Raw genomic sequence first — 18,747 nt, 5'->3', positions numbered from 1 at the left:
GCGGGTACGGGCCCCGGATAAAAGTGGCCCGACCGGTTGCCCGGCCGGGCCAGTGGAAAGGGTTCCCCCCGTTGAAGCGGAAACCCCTCGGGTCGCAAAGCCTGATTAGCCCACCCGTAAGACTACGTATTGGACGGATTCGACACATCCGAGATTTTTGACGCTCGGCGAAATTTTTGACGCGCGGCCCCCTCGATGCGAAGGGCGACGGCATGGCCTATCCGCTCCGATCCGCATTGTTCGCGCTCGACCCCGAAACCGCGCACCGCGCCACGATCGTCGCATTGCGGCTGTGGGGGAGCGTCGGCGCGCCCTTCGCGGGGAGCTCCGTATCGGATGAATCGCTGCGGGTGCGGCTCGCCGGGATCGACTTCCCCAATCCGGTGGGGCTCGCGGCCGGGCTCGATAAGAATGCCGAGGCCGTGGCGGGGCTGTTCGGACTGGGCTTCGGCGCGGTCGAGGTGGGGACGCTGACCCCGCGTCCCCAGCCGGGCAATCCGAAGCCGCGGCTGTTCCGGCTCGTCGAGGATGAAGCGGTGATCAACCGCATGGGATTCAACAATCAGGGCATCGACGCCGCGCTCGCGCGGATTGCCACGCTGAAGCGGCGCGCGGGGGTGCTCGGCATCAACGTCGGCGCCAACAAGGATTCAGCCGATCGCGTCGCCGATTATGCCGAGGGCGTCCGGAAAGCCGCGGCGCATGCGGATTACATCACGATCAACGTCAGCTCGCCCAACACGCCGGGCCTGCGCGATCTCCAGTCGCGCCCGGCGCTCGATGAGCTGCTGGCGGCCTGCGATGCGGCGCGCGGCGCGACTCCGTTGTTCCTCAAGATCGCGCCCGATCTCGATCGTACGGGGATCGAAGGCGCGATCCGTGCGGCAATCGACAACCGCGTGGACGCGCTGATCGTCTCGAATACGACGATCTCGCGTCCCGAGGGCCTGCGCTCCGGCTTTGCGGGCGAGAGCGGCGGCCTTTCCGGCGCGCCCTTGCGCGATCTGGCACGCGCCAAGCTTGTCGAGGCACGCGAGGCGAGCGGCGGCGCGCTGCCCTTGATCTCCGCCGGCGGGATTGACAGCGCCGACGAGGCGAAGCGCCGCCTCGATGCCGGCGCTGTGCTGGTCCAGGTCTATAGCGCTTTGGTCTACAAGGGCCCCGGCCTGATCCGCGACATCCTCTCCGGAATGCGCTGACGTAGCGTCTTTGCCGTCCGGCCAAAGCCCGCTACGGCTGGCACAATGAAAAAGCTGGTCGCGCTGCTGATAGCCCTGTTCGTGCCCTTCGCCGCCATGGCGCAGGGAGTTGTGAGTGCCGCCGATCCGCGCGCCGCGGCGGCAGGCGTCGAGATCCTCCGCAAGGGCGGGAGCGCCACCGATGCGGCGATCGCGACGATGCTGGCCTTGAACGTGGTCGAGCCGCAAAGCGCGGGCATCGGCGGTGGCGCCTTCTTCGTCCAATATGACGCGAAGAAAAAGGCGACCACCACGGTCGACGGCCGCGAAGCGGCGCCGATGGCCGCGGATCCGCGCTGGTTCTACGCCGACGGCAAGCCGCTCGGCATCCGCGACGCGATCCCCGGCGGACGCAGCGTCGGCGTTCCGGGCACCCTGCGCGCGATGGCGCTGGCGCACCAGCGCGGCGGCAAGCTGCCCTGGGCAAGCCTGTTCGAGCCCGCGATCCGGCTGGCCCGCGACGGCTTCGCGGTGTCGCCGCGCTTCAGCAGCGCACTCGGCCGCTTCGCCAGCCGCGCCGACGCGAGCATCCGGGCGGTCTTCTACGATGCCGAGGGCAGGCCGCTCGCACCGGGCACCACCACGCGGAATCCCGAGCAGGCGGCGTTGCTCGAGCGCATCGCCAAATTCGGGGCCGACAGCTTCTATGTCGGCCCGCAGGCGGCGAAGCTGGTCGCCACGGTCAACAATGCCGCGCGCAACCCTTCGAAGATGACCGTCGGCGATCTCGCCGCATATGCGGCCAAGGAGCGCCCGGTGCTGTGCGGCAGCTATCGCCGGCACAGGATCTGCTCGATGGGCCCGCCCTCATCGGGGGGCGTGGCGGTGCTGATGATCCTCAAGCAGCTCGAGCGCTTCGACATGGCGAAGCTGGGCAAGGATTCGCCCGTCGCCTGGCACCTCTTCGCCGAAAGCTCGCGCCTCGCTTACGCCGATCGCGACATGTATCTCGGCGATCCCGATTATGTCCGGATTCCGCTCAAGGGCCTGCTCGACCCGAAATACATCGCCCGCCGCTCGGCGCTGATCAGCCCGACCGGCAGCATGCAGGACGTCGCCGCCGGCACCCCGCCGGGCGCGCCGCCGCGCGTCCGCGCGCCGAACAGCGAAGTACCCGGCACCACTTCGCTCTCGGTCGCCGACGGCGCGGGCAATGTGGCGCAGGTAACCACGACGATCGAAAGCCCGTTCGGATCGGGGCTGTCGGTCGACGGGACGATGCTCAACAACGAGCTCACCGATTTCGACATCGTTCCGGAGAAAGACGGGTATCTGGTCGCCAACCGAGTCGAGGGCGGCAAGCGCCCACGCAGCTCAATGGCACCTTCGATCGTTTATGCCCCCGACGGCACGGTTCGTCTCGCGGTGGGCGCCGCGGGCGGATCGACGATCATCGCGCAGGTCGCCAAGGCGATCATCGGGGTGGTCGACTGGAAGCTGAGCGCGCAGGATGCGATCGCGCTCGGACTGGTATATGCTCCGGGGCAGGTCGCGATGATCGAGAAGGGCACCGAGCGCGAGGCGATGATCCCGGCGCTGCAGGCATTGGGCGAAAAGGTCCAGGCCGCGCCGCTCGGGCTCAAGGCCAATGCGATCGAGCAGATCCACGGCCGCTGGGCCGGCGCCGCCGATCCGCGCAGCGAAGGCGTGGCGATGCATCAGGATGGCCGCGTGCCGGAGATCAAGCGTTTCGGCGCAGTGCCGAACCGACCGTCCGAATAAACGGGAAGCCGCAACAAGCGGCGCCCAAGGGGAGAATGATGCGACAGCTCGAACGGTTCGACAATCTGGTCCAGATGTTCTTCACCCGGGCACGGGAGAAGGGCGACAAGCCGTTCCTCTGGCACAAGGCGGAGGGCGCATGGCAGCCGACGAGCTGGGCCGAGGCGGCGCGCCAGGTCGCCAGCCTTGCCACCGCCCTTCAGGCGCTGGGGCTGAAGAACGGCGACCGGGTGATGCTGGTCTCCGAGAACCGGCCGGAATTCTGCATCACCGATCTGGCGATCATGGCCGCCGGCTGCGTGACGGTGCCGACCTACACCACCAACACCGAGCGCGATCACCAGCACATCATCGAGAATTCGGGCGCCTGCGCGATCGTCGTCTCGAACACCAAGCTGGCGAAGACCCTGCTTCCCGCCGCGATCCGATCGTCCTCCGCCCGGATGGTGATCGGGATCGACGAGGTCCGCGTCGGACAATCGGGGACGATGGACTTTCACGACTGGCAGGACCTGATCGCCCGCCACCCGGCCGACGCCGACGCCTTCGCTGCCACGGTGAACTTCAAGCGCGAAGATCTGGCCTGCCTGATCTACACCAGCGGTACCGGCGGAAGCCCACGCGGCGTGATGCAGCATCACGGCGCGATCCTGCACAATGTCGACGGCTGCTGCACGATCATCTCGGAGGATTTCGGCTGGGAGGACGAAGTGTTCCTCTCCTTCCTGCCGCTCTCCCATGCCTATGAGCATACCGGCGGGCAGCATTTCCCGATCGGGCTGGGCGCCGAGATCTATTATTCCGAAGGGCTCGAGAAGCTCGCCTCGAACATCGAGGAAGTGCGCCCGACGATCATGGTCGTCGTGCCGCGGCTGTTCGAAGTGCTGCGCACGCGGATCAGCAAGGCGGTGGAGAAGCAGGGCAGGCTTTCCGCATATCTGCTCGACCGCGCCGTCGCGATCGGCGGCAAGCGCGCGGCCGGCGGCGTGCCGATCCAGGACCAGCCGATGAACCTGATCCTCAAGGCCACCTTGCTTCCCAAGATCTCGAAGCGCTTCGGCGGGCGGATGAAGGCGATGGTATCGGGCGGCGCGCCGCTCAATCCGGAGGTCGGCATCTTCTTCCAGTCGCTCGGCCTGACCTTCCTCCAGGGCTATGGCCAGACCGAGGCGGCGCCGGTGATCTCGTGCAACCGGCCGAGCGCGGGCCTCAAGATGGACACGGTCGGCCCGCCGCTGAAGGGCGTCGAAGTGAAGATCGCCGAGGACGGCGAAATCCTCGTCCGCGGCGAGCTCGTCATGCACGGCTATTGGCGCAACGAGGAGGAGAGCAAGCGCGTCCTGAAGGACGGCTGGCTCCACACCGGCGACATCGGCCTGATCGACGAGAAGGGCCGGATCCAGATCACCGACCGCAAGAAGGACATCATCGTCAACGACAAGGGCGACAATGTCGCGCCGCAAAAGGTCGAGGGGATGCTCACGCTCCAGCCCGAGATCGTCCAGGCGATGATCGCCGGCGACAAGAAGCCCTATATGACCGCAGTGATCGTCCCCGATCCCGAATGGGTCCAGGAATGGTGCGCGCGCACCGCCACCCGATGCGACTTCAAGAATCTGGCGCACGACCCCGACTTCAAGGCGGCGCTGGGGCACGCGGTCGAGCGCGTGAACAAGGATCTTTCCGTGATCGAGCGCGTGCGGAAATTCATCGTCGCCGACGAACCGTTCACGATCGAGAATGAGCAACTCACGCCCAGCCTGAAGATCCGCCGCCACGTGCTGCGGCAAGTGTACGGCGCGCGGCTCGACGCGCTGTATTGAGGGTCAAATAAGCCCCTCCCCTTCAGGGGAGGGGTTGGGGGTGGGGCTTGTCCGTCTCACCGAGACTTGGGCATGAGGCACTGCCCCACCCCAACCCCTCCCCTGAAGGGGAGGGGCTTAGAAGGCCCTACTTCGCCCCAGCTTCCGGCACGACGATCATCGACCAGTCCTTGTCCGGGCGGAGATATTTGGCCGCCAGCGCCTGGACCTCGGCGGGCGAAGTCGTCGCGATGTCGCGCGCCAGCGTGCTGACCGCCGCGATCCGCGCGGGATCATAGGATCCGCCCTCGACCAGCCGCATCCAGAACATGTTGCCGCTCGACTGGCGGATGAGCTGCTGCTTGATCGGAGTCAGCGCGCGATCGAGTTCGTCGGCGTCGATCGGCTTGGCGATCAGATCGGCGGCGATTCCGCGGGCGAGTTGGAAGAAGAAGTCGGTCTTGTCGGGCGGAACCATGCCCAATGCGAGCAGCTTGCCGCCCGATGCGAGGCCGAGCGGCCATTGGCTGGCGACATTGGGCGAATAGCTCACCCCCGCCTGGCTGCGGAGCTGGTCGATCAGCCGGTCGCGGAAAACCGCGGCGAGCACGTCGAGCTTGCGGCTCTCGGTAATCCCTGCGCTGCCCCCGCCGGTCGGCCAGGCGATCACCGCGGCCGCCTGTTCGGGCTTGCCGGTGTGGGTGCGCACGACCGGCTTGTCGACATGGGCGGGGAAAGTGACGGGCGGCACGGGCGCGGCGCTGGCGGGCCGCGGCTTCATCGCGCCGAACGTCTCGCCGACTGCCTTGATCGTCGCTTCGGAATCCATGTCGCCGAACACTTCGACTTCGATCGGACCGCTGGCGAGCAGCGGCTCCCAGAGCTTGCGGAAGCTCGCCGGCGTGGTCGCCTCGATCACTTCGCGCGTGGGGATGCCCCAGCGCGGATCGTTCGAATGGAGCAGCCGCTCGAGATCGCGGCCGAGCACTGCGTCGGGCGAAGAGGAAAGGCCGGCATAGCCCGACAGCACTGCCGTCTTCGCGCGGATCACCGGGTTCGGATCCCATATGGGCGCGGCGAGCTTCGTCGCGAACAGCCGCAGCTGATCGGGAAGGTCTTCCTTGTTGGTCTGGCCGGCGAAGCGGAATGCATCCGAATCCACGTCGAAATCGAAGCCCATCTGACGCCGGCCGATCAGCGCATCGAGCTCTTCCTGCCCGAACTTACCGAGGCCGCTCGCGACCAGCGCCATGTCCCCCGCCCAGGCCGGGCTCGGCCGGTCGGCGGGCAGCCCGTTGAGGCCGCGCCCGAAGCGGACATTGACATAGACCTTGCCGACTTCGGACGAATCCTTGCGCATCAGCAGATTGACGCCGTTGGCGAAGATGACCCTCTCGATCTGGAGCTCGGCCAGCGCCGGCGTGCGGCTCACGATCTTGCCCGGGGCGCCCAGCTTCGGAAGCTGCGCGAAAGTGACGTTGCCGAGCGTCTTGCGCTTCGCGCCATTGGCGACGACGTCGGCCGCGAGCGCGGAGGTCACCTTGGTCACCAGCTGCGGATCGGGCGTGTGGGTGTTGACCAATGCGCGCACCGCCGTGCCCTGGAACACGCGCTTCGATGCCGCCTGCACCGTTTCGGGCGTGAACATCTTCGCAGTCACCGCCGACTTGAAGATGTCGTACGATGCCTCGGGCGTGGTCACCGTCTCGTTGATGTCGACTGCCTCGACCAGGTCGTCGGCGAGCTTCATCCCCGATTCGACCGGCGCAGTGGAGATGCGCTGCTTCATCGACGATTCGATCTCGGCGACTTCACGGTCGATCTCGGCCTGGGTGGGCGCAATGGTCTGCGCGTCGGCGATCACCTCGCGCACGTCGCGCAGCGCCTTCTCCCAATCGGCGCCGACCGGCATGACGTTGACGGTGGTGACGTTGGCCGAGCGCGCGACGTCACTCAGATCGGCACCCGCGGCGACGAAGCTGCCGCCCGAGCGCGCCTTGGTTTCGAGCCGCCGGTTGATGATCCGGATCGCGACCAGATCGATCATGCGCTTCTGGTTGAAGATCACCGTGTCCGAGAACACCGTCCATGGCCGCACGACCGCCATCATCGCCAGCGGCGGCACCGCCGGCTCGACGATGCTCGCGGCGAGCGGCTGGCCCTCGACCGGCTTGCCGAAATCCGGGGCCTGCGGCGTGGGGCCCTCGCCCTTCCAGTCGGCGAAATGCTTTTGCACCATGGCTTCGAGCACGGCGGGATCCATGTCGCCGATGACGATCACCACGGCCTTTTCGGGGCGATACCAGCGATCGTGGAACGCCTTGACCGAAGCGGCGGTCGCCGCAGCCAGCGCCGCAGTGGTGCCGATCGGCTTGCGATTGGCGACCGGCTGGCCGGCGAACATCAGGCCGAGCATCGCGTCCTGAAGCCGCTCCTGCGCGCCCGGCTGCTCGCGCGCCTCGGCCAGCACCACCGGCCGCTCGGCGTTGAGCGAGACCTGAGTGATCGCCGGCGCCGACATCATGCCCGCGAGGATCTTGAAGCTCTCATCCAGCCCCTGCGGCGTCGCGGTCGGCAGATCGAGCTTGTACACCGTCTGGGTGAAGGTAGTGCTCGCGTTCGAATCCGAGCCGAAGGTCACGCCGAGCCGCTGCCAGATCCGCTTCGATTCGCCGTCCGGCACGAAGGTCGAGCCGCGGAAGGAGAGATGCTCGAGGAGATGCGCGAAGCCGCGTTCGCTCTCCTGCTCGTTCAGCGAGCCGGCGTCGATCCGCACGCGCACCGAGACCTGGCCCGGCGGCACGCCGTTCTTGCGCACGGCATAGCGCAGGCCGTTCGGAAGCCGCCCGAATTTCCAGGCGTCGTCATGGACGAGGTCGCTGTTCTTGTAGAGCCACGGATCGTCCGCGGTCTGGACCGGCCGCGGCGCAGTCTGCGCCAGCACCGGCAGGGCCGGCGAGAGCGTGACGAGGGCAAGGGAGGCGAGGAGCGGCGACCGCAGGAAACGAAGCATGGATCCCCATCTAATGGCGAACTGCCGCGCATGCCACCTTGGACCTTTCGCCCAGGTGTACGGCTTTGCCGGAGGGCCGGGATTCCGGACTCAATTCCCCGTGTGAGGGTGGACGATTCGTCCAATCGACCGTTGAACCGGAGTCGCTACGGCACCATCTCGGCGTCAAAGGAAATCGACATGCGTACCGATCATGCAAGGGCCTGGAGCGAGTTCCGGCGGATGATGCTGTGGATCGCATTGGCCGGCGTGCTGATGGTCGCCGGCGCGCTCTGGTATCTTGCGATCAACGATGCGCTGTATCTGTCGGCGATCCTCGCGACGATCGGCGGGGTGTTCCTCTCGACCCTGCTCGGCTGCGGGCTGTTCGCCGCCGCCTTCTTCAGCGACAAGAGCGGGCACGACGCGGACGTGGGCGGCGCCACCAGCCACGACGCGGACTGATTGTCCCCGCGAAACCTTTCGTTTCCCGTCCACCGCTTGATCCGCGGACGCCCAGGCGCCACATGACATTCATGCTGATCGAGACCGAAGCCACGCCCAACCCGGCGACGCTCAAGTTCCTCCCCGGCCGCACGGTGATGGACGCAGGCACCCGCGACTTCGCCGCACCCGAGGACGCCGAGGCCTCGCCGCTCGCCGAGGCCCTGTTCGGGCTGGGCGACGTGACCGGCGTGTTCTTCGGCCGCGACTTCATTTCGGTGACCGCAGCGCCCGGCGTCGAATGGCGCGACCTGAAGCCCGACATACTCTCGATCCTGCTCGATCACTTCTCGGCCAACATGCCGCTGTTCCGCGCCGGCACGGCAGCGGGCTTCTCGGTGCCGGCCGAATCCGCCGATTTCGGCGACAATCCCGAGGATGCCGAGATCGTCGCGCAGATCCGCGAGCTGATCGAGACGCGCATCCGCCCCGCCGTCGCCAATGACGGCGGCGACATCGTCTATCGCGGGTTCGACGCGGGCAAGGTCTATCTCCAGATGCAGGGCGCCTGCTCGGGCTGTCCCTCCTCGACCGCGACGCTCAAGAACGGCATCGAGCAATTGCTCAAATATTACGTTCCTGAAGTCACCGAAGTCCGCGCGATCTAGAATTTCGGCACCGGCCCGCTCCCCCACCCGGCCACCCATATGATACTGCCGTTGGGTGGCCGGATGGGGGAGCGGGCCGGTGCCGCCCTCGGCGTGAGCCGAGCAAAGAAAGGATTTGCACATGGGCCGTCCCCTCGATGATGCGGGGCTGGATACGATCTTTCGTACCGCGCGCACCTATAACGGCTATGACGACACGCCGGTCACCGAGGCGGACATCCGCCGCATCTACGACCTGGTGAAGATGGGGCCGACCTCGGCCAACCAGCAGTCGGCGCGCTTCGTCTGGCTGACGAGCCAGGAGAGCAAGGACAAGCTCGCCGATTTGTCGAGCAACACCAATGCCGCCAAGATCCGCAAGGCGCCCGCCGCGGTGATCATTGCGATGGACCTTGCGTTCAACGAGCATCTCCCCTGGCTCTTCCCGCACGCGCCGACCGCGAAGGACTGGTTCCCCGACGACGCGGCACGCTACACCCAGGCGTTCCGCAACTCCTCGCTCCAGGGCGCCTATTTCATCATCGCGGCGCGCGCACTGGGCTTCGATACGGGTCCGATGTCGGGATTCGACAACACCAAGGTTGACGCAGCCTTTTTCAGCGACCAGCCCAATCTGAAGTCCAACTTCATTTCCACGCTGGGCCATGGCGACCCTTCCACCATCTTCGAACGACTTCCCCGTCCCGAGTTCGACCAGTTCAACCGCGTCGTCTGACGCGTTGACGACGCTCGTGATCGAAACCGCGACCGCCGCCTGTTCGGTGGCGCTGCTGCGCGGGGGCGAAGTGGTGGCGAGCGCGCATGAAGTCGTCGGGCGCGGGCATGCCGAGCGGCTGGTGCCGATGATCGCGGCGCTGCCCGGGCAGGGCCGCGCAGCCCGGATCCTCGTCGATGTCGGTCCGGGCAGCTTCACCGGCGTTCGCGTGGGCCTTGCCGCCGCACTGGGGCTCGCGATCGGCTGGAAGGCGGAGGTCTCCGGCTATTCGTCGCTCGCATCGATCGCCGCGGCCGGTTTCGAGGCGCATCCGGAATGGCCCGCGCTTGCCGTGATCCTCGAAGGGGGGCACGGTGAAGTCTTCATGCAGTCGTTCACGGGATCGCCGCTCGCCTCCGAAGGTCCGCTCAAGTCGCTGATACCCTCCGCGGCGCTTGCGGCACTCGAAGGGCGTCGCGCGATCGGCAGCGGCGTCCGCCATCTACTGGCGCTGGACGCGAAGCTCGATGCAATAGAGGCGCTCCCCCGCGCCGGGGATGCGCGGCTGCTTCCCCCCGAATTCACAAGCCTGCCCGCGCGCCCGATCTACGGTCGCGCGCCCGACGCCAAGACTCTCGCGGAGCGGGGCCTGGCATGAGCAGCACGCTCAACATCACCGAATTACGCGAAGGCGGATCGCAGGACCTGACCGAAGTCATCCGCATCATGCAGGATGCGTTCGATCCGCGCTTCGGCGAGGCATGGACCAGCGCGCAATGCCTGGGGATGCTCTCGCTTCCCGGAGTATGGCTGGTGATCGCCAGCATCGGCGGCAGCGACGTCGGCTTCGCGTTGGCGCGCTCGACCGGCGACGAGGCCGAATTGCTGTTGCTGGCGACGCGCCCCGCCGTGCGCCGCCGCGGCGTGGCCGGAGCATTGCTCCGCGCCATCATCGCCGAAGCACAGAATCGCGGAGTCCTTCAACTTCATCTGGAGGTACGCGCGGGAAACGATGCCGTCCGGCTATACCGTCGCGAAGGTTTCGAGAAGGTCGGCGAACGCAAGAACTATTATAGGGGAAAGACTGGGCAAGCGTTTGATGCGCATACCTATGCGCGCAAGCTTCCGTGATTTTTTGTGTAACTGAAGGTTAATGACTTGCCTTTGGTTTGTAATGGCCCGATAGGGCCCTCGCAGACGACATTTATAGTCGTCGATAATTTTGGGTCGAAGGGAACACCATGGACAATTCAGCTGACATTCAGGAAACGCTCATCACGCTCACCGCGGATATTGTTGCGGCGCATGTGAGCAACAATAGTGTTGCAGTTTCCGATCTTCCGGTGCTTATTCAGAATGTTCACGGCGCGTTGACCGGCCTCGGCCGCGTTGCCGCAGAACCTGAAGTAAAGCAGGAGCCGGCGGTTTCGATCCGTTCTTCGGTGAAGCCCGACTTCATCGTCTGCCTCGAAGACGGCAAGAAGCTCAAGATGCTCAAGCGCCACTTGATGACGCACTATCAGATGACTCCGGAACAGTATCGCGCGAAGTGGAATCTTCCTGCTGACTATCCGATGGTCGCGCCCAATTATGCCGAGCAGCGCCGCACGCTTGCCAAGAAGATCGGTCTGGGCACCAAGCGCCGCAAGCGCTGAGCCTTCTTTCTCCCCCCTCCCTTCTAGGGAGGGGCAAGGGGTGGGTAGAAAAGGCTGGGGCTCGATGCCCCGGCCTTTTCTTTGTCACCACCGGCATCGATGGGCTCGCTTCGCTCGCACCCACCCCCAACCCCTCCCTTGCAGGGAGGGGAGTCTACAGGCTACATCGGCGCCATGCCGCGGAAAATCGATCTCGAAGCCCTGTGCCACGAAAAGGGCCTGCGCATCACCGAACAGCGAAAGGTGATCGCGCGCGTCCTCTCCGATGCCGAAGACCATCCCGATGTCGAGAAGGTCTATGAGCGCGCCTCGGCGATCGATCCGGGCATCTCGATCGCCACGGTCTATCGCACCGTGCGCCTGTTCGAAGAGGCCGGCATTCTCGACCGTCACGATTTCGGCGACGGCCGCGCCCGCTACGAACCCGCGCCCGAAGCGCATCACGATCATCTGATCGACGTCGAATCGGGCAAGGTGTTTGAGTTCGTCGATCCCGAGCTCGAACTGCTCCAGAAGCAGATCGCCGAGCGCCTGGGCTTCCGCTTGGTCGATCACCGTATGGAACTCTACGGCGTAGCGCTCGACCGGAAGAGCTGAGCGCAAACCCTTCACCGTTCGCGCTGAGCTTGTCGAAGCGCCACTATCCAGGGAGTGCGTCGCTCGTGGATGACCGCCCTTCGACAGGCTCAGGGCGAACGGACGGGGTATGACCAGCGACCGTCGCGCCGAAGCCGCCGCCGGCACTCCGACCCAACTGACCGTGTCGGAGCAGGCCCGCATGTGGGGCCGGGTGGCGCTGCTGCTGCTCGCGGTCCTCACCCATGTGCCGATGTACTATCTCTGGCGGCTGCTGCGCCTGCCGATGCCGTGGCCGCGCTGGTTCCTCGGCCGCGCCGCGCGCATCGCCGGCGCCCGCGTCGTCAAGATCGGCACCCCGCTGCGCCGCGACGTCTTCTATGTCTCTAACCATCTGAGCTGGATCGACATTCTCGCGCTCGGCGGCGCGAGCGGCACTGCGTTCGTCGCCAAGGCCGAGATCGGTGCCGCGCCGGTGGTCGGCTGGCTCGCGGGGATGAACCGCACCGTTTATGTCAAGCGCGAGAACCGGCTGGGTGTCGCCGAGCAGATCAACCAGCTTCGCGAGGCGCTGGCCGACAATTGGGCGATCACGATCTTCCCCGAAGGCACCACCACCGACGGCAAGTCGCTATTGCCGTTCAAGACCCCGATGCTGCGCGTGCTCGAGCCCCCGCCGCCCGGCGTGATGGTCCAGCCGGTGCTGCTCGATTATGGCGATTTCAGCGAGGAGATCGGCTGGATCGGCCAGGAGCGCGGCCTCAACAACGCCCGCCGCATCCTCGCGCGCAAGGGAAGCTTCGAACTCAAGGTCCACTTCCTCGAACCCTTCGATCCCCGCGACTATCCCGGGCGCAAGGCGATCGCCGCGGAAAGCCGCCGGCGGATCGAGGAAGCGCTGGTCGTCGCGCTCGGCCACCCGCTGCGCCCGTTCCGCTACGCCGAGGAAGCGATCGGGTATAAGGCACCTGCTTCCCCTCCCTCTTAGGGAGGGGTTAGGGGTGGGTAAGAAAAGGTCGGGCTCGATGCCCGACCTTTTCTTTATTTCCCCGCGTCTCGATGGGCTCGCTGCGCTCGCACCCACCCATGATCGGGTGAACAGCGCCCCGCGCTGTTCACCCGATCATCCCTCCCTTTCAGGGAGGGGAGTTAGAAGCTATAGCCCGCCCCAAATGAAACCGACCCCGAAAACCTTCCACGTCAAGTCGTTCGGCTGCCAGATGAACGTCTATGACGGCGAGCGCATGGGCGAGCTGATGGCCGCCCAGGGCATGACCGCGACCGACGACGCCAATGCCGCCGACCTCGTCGTGCTCAACACGTGTCATATCCGCGAAAAGGCGACCGAAAAGGTCTATTCGGACATCGGCCGCCTCAGAAAGCACGGCAAGGATCCGATGATCGCGGTCGCGGGCTGCGTCGCGCAGGCTGAGGGCGCCGAGATCGTCAGCCGCGCCAAGGTCGATGTCGTAGTCGGCCCGCAAGCCTATCACAACTTGCCGCAGCTCGTCGCCGATGCCGCCGCGGGCAAGTCGGCGCTCGACACCGACATGCCGGCGATGAGCAAGTTCGGCGCGCTGCCCTCGCGCCGGAAAGTCGGCCCCTCGGCGTTCCTCACCGTGCAGGAGGGCTGCGACAAGTTCTGCACCTATTGCGTGGTGCCCTATACCCGCGGCGCCGAAATCAGCCGCCCGTTCGACGCGATCGTCGACGAGGCAAAGGCGCTGGTCGATGCCGGCGCGCGCGAGATCACCTTGCTCGGCCAGAACGTCAATGCGTGGGACGATTCGGCGGGCAACGGCCTGCACGGCCTGATCCGCGCGCTCGACCGGATCGAGGGGCTGCACCGCATCCGCTACACCACCAGCCATCCCAACGACATGCGCGAAGGGCTGATCCGCGCGCATGCCGAGGTCGAGAAACTGATGCCCTATCTGCACTTGCCCGTGCAGGCCGGCAGCGACCGCATCCTCAAGGCGATGAACCGGTCGCACAGCCGCGCATCCTATCTCGCCTTGCTCGAGCGCGTGCGCGCGGCGCGGCCCGACATCGCATTGTCGGGCGACTTCATCGTCGGCTTCCCGGGCGAGACCGATGCGGACTTCGCCGATACGCTCAGCCTGATCGACGAAGTCGGCTATGCCGCGAGCTTCAGCTTCAAATACAGCCCCCGCCCCGGCACGCCCGCCGCCGAGATGACCGACGGCTTCGTGCCGGAGCCGGTGATGGACGAACGCCTCCAGCGCCTCCAGTCCGCGATCGCCCGCGATCAGGCGGCGTTCAACGCCACGACACTCGGCAAGAGCTGCACGGTGCTGATCGAACGCAAGGGCAAGCTGCCCGGCCAGATGCTCGGCAAATCGCCCTGGCTGCAATCGGTCCATCTGATGACCGACGCGCAGATCGGCGACCTGATCGAAGTCGAGATCGTCCGCGCCGACCCAAATTCGCTGGCCGGCGTGGAGCGGGTGCGAGCCGCGGCCTGAGGCCAAAAGCCGGATGTCCGCTAACGCCCATTTGCGGACATTCGGAAGCGGGCTAAACAATCCCATGTCTACCGGTCCGAACCTTCACGAATGGAACTTTCAATCCGTCGCCGTCATGCAAGCCATGCTTGGTATGCTGTCGCCGAATTTTCGTCTGGTCACGCTTGGCCATGACGGAACTCAGTGGCTGATAGGTTTCGTGCTTGAGCGCGAAGATGCTGAGGATCGGGAGGAGATTGAAGATTTCGAAACCGAATGGGATGCGTTGCAAAGCGGGCCAGAGCCACGCGAGGTCCGCACTGTCGTGGAGCCCGGACCGCTGCCTCTGACTGCATGGCCAACGCGCGCCTTATACCAGCGTCGAGAGGCAGTTGGTCCGCGGGACTAAACGACTGCTTTCCACCAATAGCAGACGCAGGCTGACACCGCCCGCATCTGTCGTCGCGAGGTCACACACGCACTTTATTCGTCCCGTGTCTCGCCCGCCCCTGTCTTTGTAGGATTTCCTCTGCCATCGTCGCAGCGACTCATGCGCACGGAACCACCTGCTCCGCTCCCAGTTGGCCTATCGAGGCCCCGCATGCCCCGCGTTTCAAAGTTGACGAATGCACCGCGACTCCCGCAACTTTGCTTTACACCCGAAAGGACCGCATGAGCCGTAAGCCCGTCCCCGCCCAATCCGGTGAACGCTCGCGGGTCGAGGTCACGTTCGACAAGCCCCAGCTCCTGCCGCAGCTCTTCGGCGAATATGATTCGAACATCCTCGCGCTCGAGGAGCGGCTGGGCGTCTATATCCACGCCCGCGGCCAGCGCGTCGTGATCGAGGGTTCGGCCGAGGCAGTCGCGCATGCCCGCGAAGTGCTCCAGGAGCTCCAGGCGCGCGTGATCCGCGGCGAGGATATCGACACCGGGCTGATCGACGCCGTGATCGCGATGTCGAGCGAGCCGATGTTCACCGGCATCGTCAAGGCCGACGCGCCGGGCGGCGGCCCGCCCCCGTCGATCATGATCCGCACGCGCAAGAAGACGATCGTCCCGCGCTCGGTCGCGCAGACGCATTACATGCGCGAGCTCATTTCGAACGACATGATCTTCGCATTGGGGCCGGCGGGTACGGGCAAGACCTATCTCGCCGTGGCGCAGGCCGTGGCGCAGCTGATCACCGGCAGCGTCCAGCGGCTGATCCTGTCGCGCCCGGCGGTCGAGGCCGGCGAGCGGCTGGGCTTCCTGCCCGGCGACATGAAGGAGAAGGTCGATCCCTATCTCCGCCCGATCTACGACGCGCTCTACGATTGCCTGCCCGCCGAGCAGGTCGAGCGGCGGATCGCATCGGGCGAGATCGAGATCGCGCCGATCGCCTTCATGCGCGGCCGCACGCTTGCCGACGCGTTCGTGATCCTCGACGAGGCGCAGAACACCACGCCGGCGCAGATGAAGATGTTCCTCACCCGCTTCGGCGCGAACAGCCGAATGGTGATCTGCGGCGATCCCAAGCAGGTCGACTTGCCCGGCGGTCCGCCCGCATCGGGCCTGACCGATGCGATCGGCCGGCTCGACGGCGTCGACGGCATCGCCTTTTCGTGGTTCACCGCGGCGGACGTGGTCCGCCATCCGATCGTCGGCCGCATCGTCCAGGCCTATGAGGGGCCGGATGCTTGACATCGCTGCCCTGCGCGAAGCCCCCTGGCCGGAGGGCGATTGGGAAGCCCTCGCCGCCCGCTCTGCCGAGGCTGCGCTCGCCGAAACCCCGTTCGGCGAGTGGCTCGACTGGCCGGTGACGATCGAGATCGCCGTCCGGCTGGCGAGCGACGACGAGGTCCGCACGCTCAACCGCCAATATCGCCAGAAGGACAAGCCGACCAACGTTCTGTCCTTCCCGATGGTCCAGCCCGATCTGCTCGAGACGGTCACGCAGAACAGCGACGACGGCGAGGTGATCCTGGGCGACATCATCCTCGCCCACGGCATCTGCGCCGCCGAGGCGGAGGAGCGCGGCATATCGGTCGAGGATCATGCCAGCCACCTGATTGTCCACGGGGTGCTGCATCTGCTAGGCTATGACCATATGGGAGACGCCGAGGCCGAGGCGATGGAGGAGATGGAGCGCGCCGCGCTCGCCAATCTCGGCCTGCACGATCCGTACCCCGTACGCGAGGACTGAACACGAACATGCCCGAGGGCCCCAGTACCGGACACAGTACCGGCACCAACGAGTCCACCCATGAGAGCGGCGGCATATGGCGGGGAATCCGCAATTTGCTGTTCGGCGACGAGCAGGAAGAGACGCTGCGCGACCGCATCGAGGATGCGATCGACGAGCATGAGGACGAAGGCGGCAAGACGCCTGCCGGCGACCTCGCGCCGATCGAGCGCCAGATGCTCAAGAACCTGCTCCATTTCGGCGAGCGCGACGCGGGCGATGTCGGCGTGCCGCGCGCCGACATCATCGCCGTGGAGGAAGCCACCAGCTTCGCCGATCTCGTGCAGTTGTTCGCGGAAGCCGGGCACAGCCGCCTGCCGGTCTATCGCGAAGAGCTCGATACGATCATCGGCATGGTCCATATCAAGGACGTGTTCGCGATCCTCGCGACGGGCGCGCCGCATCCGCCGAGCATCGCCGGGCTGATCCGCCAGCCGGTCTATGTTCCGCAATCGATGGGCGTGCTCGACCTGCTCGCCCAGATGCGCGCCAACCGCACGCATCTCGCCATCGTCGTCGACGAATATTCGGGGACCGAGGGCCTGATCACCATCGAGGACCTGATCGAGGAGATCGTCGGCGAGATCGAGGACGAGCATGACGAGGCGCCGACCGCCTTGCTCGTGCCGATCGAGGGCGGCGGATGGGACGCCGATGCCCGCGCCGAGCTGGAGGACGTCGCCGAGACGATCGATCCGCGGCTCGGCGAAGTCGACGAGGATATCGATACGCTGGGCGGCCTCGCCTTCGTGCTGGCGGGGCACGTTCCCCAGCCGGGCGAATGCCTGATCCATGACAGCGGCTGGAAGCTCGAAGTGGTCGAGGCCGATTCGCGCAAGGTGACGCGGCTTCGCCTCCATCCGCCCAAGAAGCATGCCGAGATCGAGGACTAGACTCATGCTGAAGCGCATCCTCATCGTGCTCGCATTGCTGATCGTGCTGGCGATCGGCGGCTGGTTCTGGATCAGCCAGCCCGACAAGGCGCGGCTCAGCGAGCAGGCCGTCACCGGCAAGGCGCCGCAGCTCACCGACACGCGTTCGGAGAGCTTCCCCACGGTCGGCATCGCCAAGCCCGTTGGCTGGGCCGGCGGCGCGAAGCCGGTCCCGGCCGCCGGCCTTCAGGTCGCCGCCTTCGCCGACAAGCTCGAGCATCCGCGCTGGCTCTATCGCCTCCCCAATGGCGACGTCCTCGTCGCCGAGACCAATTCGCCGCCGCGCGAGGGTGGCGGGGTTACCGGCTGGGTGATGGGTCTGCTGCTCGGCCAGGCGGGCGCCGACGTGCCATCGCCCAACCGGATCACGCTGCTGCGCGACACCAACGCAGACGGCGTCGCCGATCAGCGCTCGGTTCTGCTCACCGGTCTCAATTCGCCCACCGGCATGGCCCTGGTCGGCAACTGGCTCTACGTGGCCAACACCGACGCGCTGGTCCGCTTTCCCTTCACGCCCGGCCAGACGCGGATCACGGCGAAGCCGGAGAAGGTCATCGCACTGCCGGGCGGCGGAAACCACTGGGCCCGCAACGTCGTCGCCGCGCCCGACGGCAAGACCCTGTTCGTCAGCGTCGGCTCCTCCTCCAACATCGCCGAGAACGGCCTCGAGGCCGAAGGCGCGATTTATTCGGGCGGATCGCGCGCCGATTTCGCCAAGGACGGGCGCGCACTGATCCTGCAGGTGTTCCCCAACACGAAGGAGGCCCGGGTCTATGCCTGGGGGCTGCGCAATCCCAACGGCATGGCGTTCGAGCCGAGCAGCGGCGCGCTGTGGACCGTCGTCAACGAGCGCGACATGCTCGGATCGGACATGCCGCCCGATTATCTGACCCAGGTCGATTTCGGCGCCTTTTACGGCTGGCCGTGGAATTACTGGGGCGGCTATGTCGACAAGCGCGTCACGCCCGAGCGGCCCGATTTGCGCGAATATAGCAAGCGCCCCGATTTCGCGCTCGGCGCGCACGTCGCCCCGCTCGGCCTGGCCTTCGCCGGCGACGCGAAGCTCGGCAGCAATTGGGCGAAGGGCGCCTTCGTCGGCCTGCACGGATCGTGGAACCGCGAGCCCAAGTCCGGCTACAAGGTCGTCTATGTCCCGTTCGGCGACGATGGCTTCCCGGCAAAGGACGCCAAGCCCGTCGACCTGCTCACCGGCTTCCTTGGCGCCGACGGCAAGACCACCCGCGGCCGCCCGGTCGGCGTGATCACCGACGCCAGCGGCGGCCTGCTGGTCGCCGACGATGTGGGCAACGTGATCTGGCGGGTGAGCGCGAAGTGAAG

General features: G+C 66.3%; 18 protein-coding genes. 17 read left to right on the top strand and 1 reads right to left on the bottom strand.

The genetic code is table 11. The annotated features are described in order from the left end of the window. Positions 1–212: 212 nt before the first annotated feature. The 3 genes from ASE13_RS01555 to ASE13_RS01545 are packed head-to-tail and all read left to right on the top strand — an operon-like array spanning position 213 to position 4,783. Positions 213–1,199, top strand: a complete 987-nt coding sequence (locus ASE13_RS01555; RefSeq protein WP_056614533.1) for a quinone-dependent dihydroorotate dehydrogenase — start codon at positions 213–215, stop codon at positions 1,197–1,199. Positions 1,200–1,244: 45 nt separating this feature from the next. Further along, positions 1,245–2,960 (top strand): gamma-glutamyltransferase, encoded by a 1,716-nt coding sequence (gene ggt, locus ASE13_RS01550; protein WP_082596317.1) that lies wholly within the window; start codon positions 1,245–1,247, stop codon positions 2,958–2,960. A 38-nt stretch (positions 2,961–2,998) separates the two neighbouring features. After that, positions 2,999–4,783: an AMP-dependent synthetase/ligase gene (locus ASE13_RS01545; RefSeq protein ID WP_056614527.1), complete on the top strand. Its 1,785-nt coding sequence runs from the start codon at positions 2,999–3,001 to the stop codon at positions 4,781–4,783. 127 nt (positions 4,784–4,910) lie between these two features. On the opposite strand, the gene ASE13_RS01540 is transcribed toward ASE13_RS01545, so the two are convergent. Continuing rightward, positions 4,911–7,775: a M16 family metallopeptidase gene (locus ASE13_RS01540; RefSeq protein WP_056610484.1), complete on the bottom strand. Its 2,865-nt coding sequence runs from the start codon at positions 7,773–7,775 to the stop codon at positions 4,911–4,913. Positions 7,776–7,955: 180 nt separating this feature from the next. On the opposite strand from ASE13_RS01540, the gene ASE13_RS01535 reads away from it, so the two are divergent. The 14 genes from ASE13_RS01535 (at position 7,956) to ASE13_RS01470 (ending at position 18,745) form a co-directional block, all read left to right on the top strand. After that, positions 7,956–8,219, top strand: coding sequence for a hypothetical protein (locus tag ASE13_RS01535; protein WP_235536804.1), 264 nt, complete (start codon positions 7,956–7,958; stop codon positions 8,217–8,219). 71 nt (positions 8,220–8,290) lie between these two features. Further along, positions 8,291–8,866 (top strand): NifU family protein, encoded by a 576-nt coding sequence (locus ASE13_RS01530; RefSeq protein WP_056614520.1) that lies wholly within the window; start codon positions 8,291–8,293, stop codon positions 8,864–8,866. A 121-nt stretch (positions 8,867–8,987) separates the two neighbouring features. Continuing rightward, positions 8,988–9,581: a malonic semialdehyde reductase gene (locus ASE13_RS01525; RefSeq protein ID WP_056610480.1), complete on the top strand. Its 594-nt coding sequence runs from the start codon at positions 8,988–8,990 to the stop codon at positions 9,579–9,581. A 4-nt stretch (positions 9,582–9,585) separates the two neighbouring features. After that, positions 9,586–10,218: a tRNA (adenosine(37)-N6)-threonylcarbamoyltransferase complex dimerization subunit type 1 TsaB gene (tsaB, locus tag ASE13_RS01520; RefSeq protein ID WP_056610478.1), complete on the top strand. Its 633-nt coding sequence runs from the start codon at positions 9,586–9,588 to the stop codon at positions 10,216–10,218. Continuing rightward, positions 10,215–10,691: a ribosomal protein S18-alanine N-acetyltransferase gene (gene rimI / locus ASE13_RS01515; RefSeq protein WP_056610476.1), complete on the top strand. Its 477-nt coding sequence runs from the start codon at positions 10,215–10,217 to the stop codon at positions 10,689–10,691. Before tsaB ends, rimI begins: the two co-directional genes overlap by 4 nt. Positions 10,692–10,801: 110 nt before the next feature. Beyond that, entirely contained in the window at positions 10,802–11,215 is a 414-nt protein-coding gene (locus ASE13_RS01510; protein ID WP_056610473.1) for a MucR family transcriptional regulator, read from the top strand. Positions 11,216–11,389: 174 nt separating this feature from the next. Continuing rightward, positions 11,390–11,812 (top strand): Fur family transcriptional regulator, encoded by a 423-nt coding sequence (locus ASE13_RS01505; RefSeq protein WP_056610471.1) that lies wholly within the window; start codon positions 11,390–11,392, stop codon positions 11,810–11,812. A gap of 109 nt (positions 11,813–11,921) precedes the next feature. Then, a complete protein-coding gene (locus ASE13_RS01500) occupies positions 11,922–12,779 on the top strand; it encodes a lysophospholipid acyltransferase family protein (RefSeq protein WP_056610468.1) in 858 nt (285 codons plus the stop codon). A gap of 184 nt (positions 12,780–12,963) precedes the next feature. Continuing rightward, a complete protein-coding gene (miaB, locus tag ASE13_RS01495) occupies positions 12,964–14,277 on the top strand; it encodes a tRNA (N6-isopentenyl adenosine(37)-C2)-methylthiotransferase MiaB (protein WP_082596316.1) in 1,314 nt (437 codons plus the stop codon). Between the two features lie 64 nt (positions 14,278–14,341). Continuing rightward, a complete protein-coding gene (locus ASE13_RS01490) occupies positions 14,342–14,665 on the top strand; it encodes a hypothetical protein (RefSeq protein ID WP_056610467.1) in 324 nt (107 codons plus the stop codon). A 263-nt stretch (positions 14,666–14,928) separates the two neighbouring features. After that, positions 14,929–15,936, top strand: coding sequence for a PhoH family protein (locus ASE13_RS01485; RefSeq protein WP_056610465.1), 1,008 nt, complete (start codon positions 14,929–14,931; stop codon positions 15,934–15,936). Next, positions 15,929–16,438, top strand: a complete 510-nt coding sequence (gene ybeY / locus ASE13_RS01480) for an rRNA maturation RNase YbeY (protein ID WP_056610463.1) — start codon at positions 15,929–15,931, stop codon at positions 16,436–16,438. Before ASE13_RS01485 ends, ybeY begins: the two co-directional genes overlap by 8 nt. Positions 16,439–16,446: 8 nt before the next feature. Then, positions 16,447–17,370: a hemolysin family protein gene (locus ASE13_RS01475; protein ID WP_056610461.1), complete on the top strand. Its 924-nt coding sequence runs from the start codon at positions 16,447–16,449 to the stop codon at positions 17,368–17,370. 4 nt (positions 17,371–17,374) lie between these two features. Continuing rightward, the gene (locus tag ASE13_RS01470) at positions 17,375–18,745 is read left to right on the top strand and encodes a PQQ-dependent sugar dehydrogenase (protein ID WP_056610459.1); all 1,371 of its coding nucleotides are present in this window, start codon (positions 17,375–17,377) and stop codon (positions 18,743–18,745) included. The last annotated feature ends 2 nt before the right edge of the window (positions 18,746–18,747 follow it).

The organism is Sphingomonas sp. Root241 (genome assembly GCF_001428865.1).
In the GTDB taxonomy this organism is placed as follows: domain Bacteria; phylum Pseudomonadota; class Alphaproteobacteria; order Sphingomonadales; family Sphingomonadaceae; genus Sphingomonas.
Note: the sequence above shows the minus strand (reverse complement) of the source record. Positions and strands in the feature narration are given on the sequence as shown.

Excerpts from the sequence above, each read along its gene's own strand:
- ASE13_RS01485 (WP_056610465.1), top strand. The coding sequence starts at position 14,929 with ATGAGCCGTAAGCCCGTCCCCGCCCAATCCGGTGAACGCTCGCGGGTC.
- ASE13_RS01470 (WP_056610459.1), top strand. The coding sequence starts at position 17,375 with ATGCTGAAGCGCATCCTCATCGTGCTCGCATTGCTGATCGTGCTGGCG.
- ASE13_RS01475 (WP_056610461.1), top strand. The coding sequence starts at position 16,447 with ATGCCCGAGGGCCCCAGTACCGGACACAGTACCGGCACCAACGAGTCC.
- ASE13_RS01555 (WP_056614533.1), top strand. The coding sequence starts at position 213 with ATGGCCTATCCGCTCCGATCCGCATTGTTCGCGCTCGACCCCGAAACC.
- ASE13_RS01510 (WP_056610473.1), top strand. The coding sequence starts at position 10,802 with ATGGACAATTCAGCTGACATTCAGGAAACGCTCATCACGCTCACCGCG.
- ASE13_RS01500 (WP_056610468.1), top strand. The coding sequence starts at position 11,922 with ATGACCAGCGACCGTCGCGCCGAAGCCGCCGCCGGCACTCCGACCCAA.
- ASE13_RS01525 (WP_056610480.1), top strand. The coding sequence starts at position 8,988 with ATGGGCCGTCCCCTCGATGATGCGGGGCTGGATACGATCTTTCGTACC.
- ggt (WP_082596317.1), top strand. The coding sequence starts at position 1,245 with ATGAAAAAGCTGGTCGCGCTGCTGATAGCCCTGTTCGTGCCCTTCGCC.
- ASE13_RS01535 (WP_235536804.1), top strand. The coding sequence starts at position 7,956 with ATGCGTACCGATCATGCAAGGGCCTGGAGCGAGTTCCGGCGGATGATG.
- miaB (WP_082596316.1), top strand. The coding sequence starts at position 12,964 with ATGAAACCGACCCCGAAAACCTTCCACGTCAAGTCGTTCGGCTGCCAG.
- ASE13_RS01540 (WP_056610484.1), bottom strand. The coding sequence starts at position 7,775 with ATGCTTCGTTTCCTGCGGTCGCCGCTCCTCGCCTCCCTTGCCCTCGTC.
- ASE13_RS01530 (WP_056614520.1), top strand. The coding sequence starts at position 8,291 with ATGCTGATCGAGACCGAAGCCACGCCCAACCCGGCGACGCTCAAGTTC.
- ASE13_RS01505 (WP_056610471.1), top strand. The coding sequence starts at position 11,390 with ATGCCGCGGAAAATCGATCTCGAAGCCCTGTGCCACGAAAAGGGCCTG.
- ybeY (WP_056610463.1), top strand. The coding sequence starts at position 15,929 with ATGCTTGACATCGCTGCCCTGCGCGAAGCCCCCTGGCCGGAGGGCGAT.
- ASE13_RS01490 (WP_056610467.1), top strand. The coding sequence starts at position 14,342 with ATGTCTACCGGTCCGAACCTTCACGAATGGAACTTTCAATCCGTCGCC.
- ASE13_RS01545 (WP_056614527.1), top strand. The coding sequence starts at position 2,999 with ATGCGACAGCTCGAACGGTTCGACAATCTGGTCCAGATGTTCTTCACC.
- rimI (WP_056610476.1), top strand. The coding sequence starts at position 10,215 with ATGAGCAGCACGCTCAACATCACCGAATTACGCGAAGGCGGATCGCAG.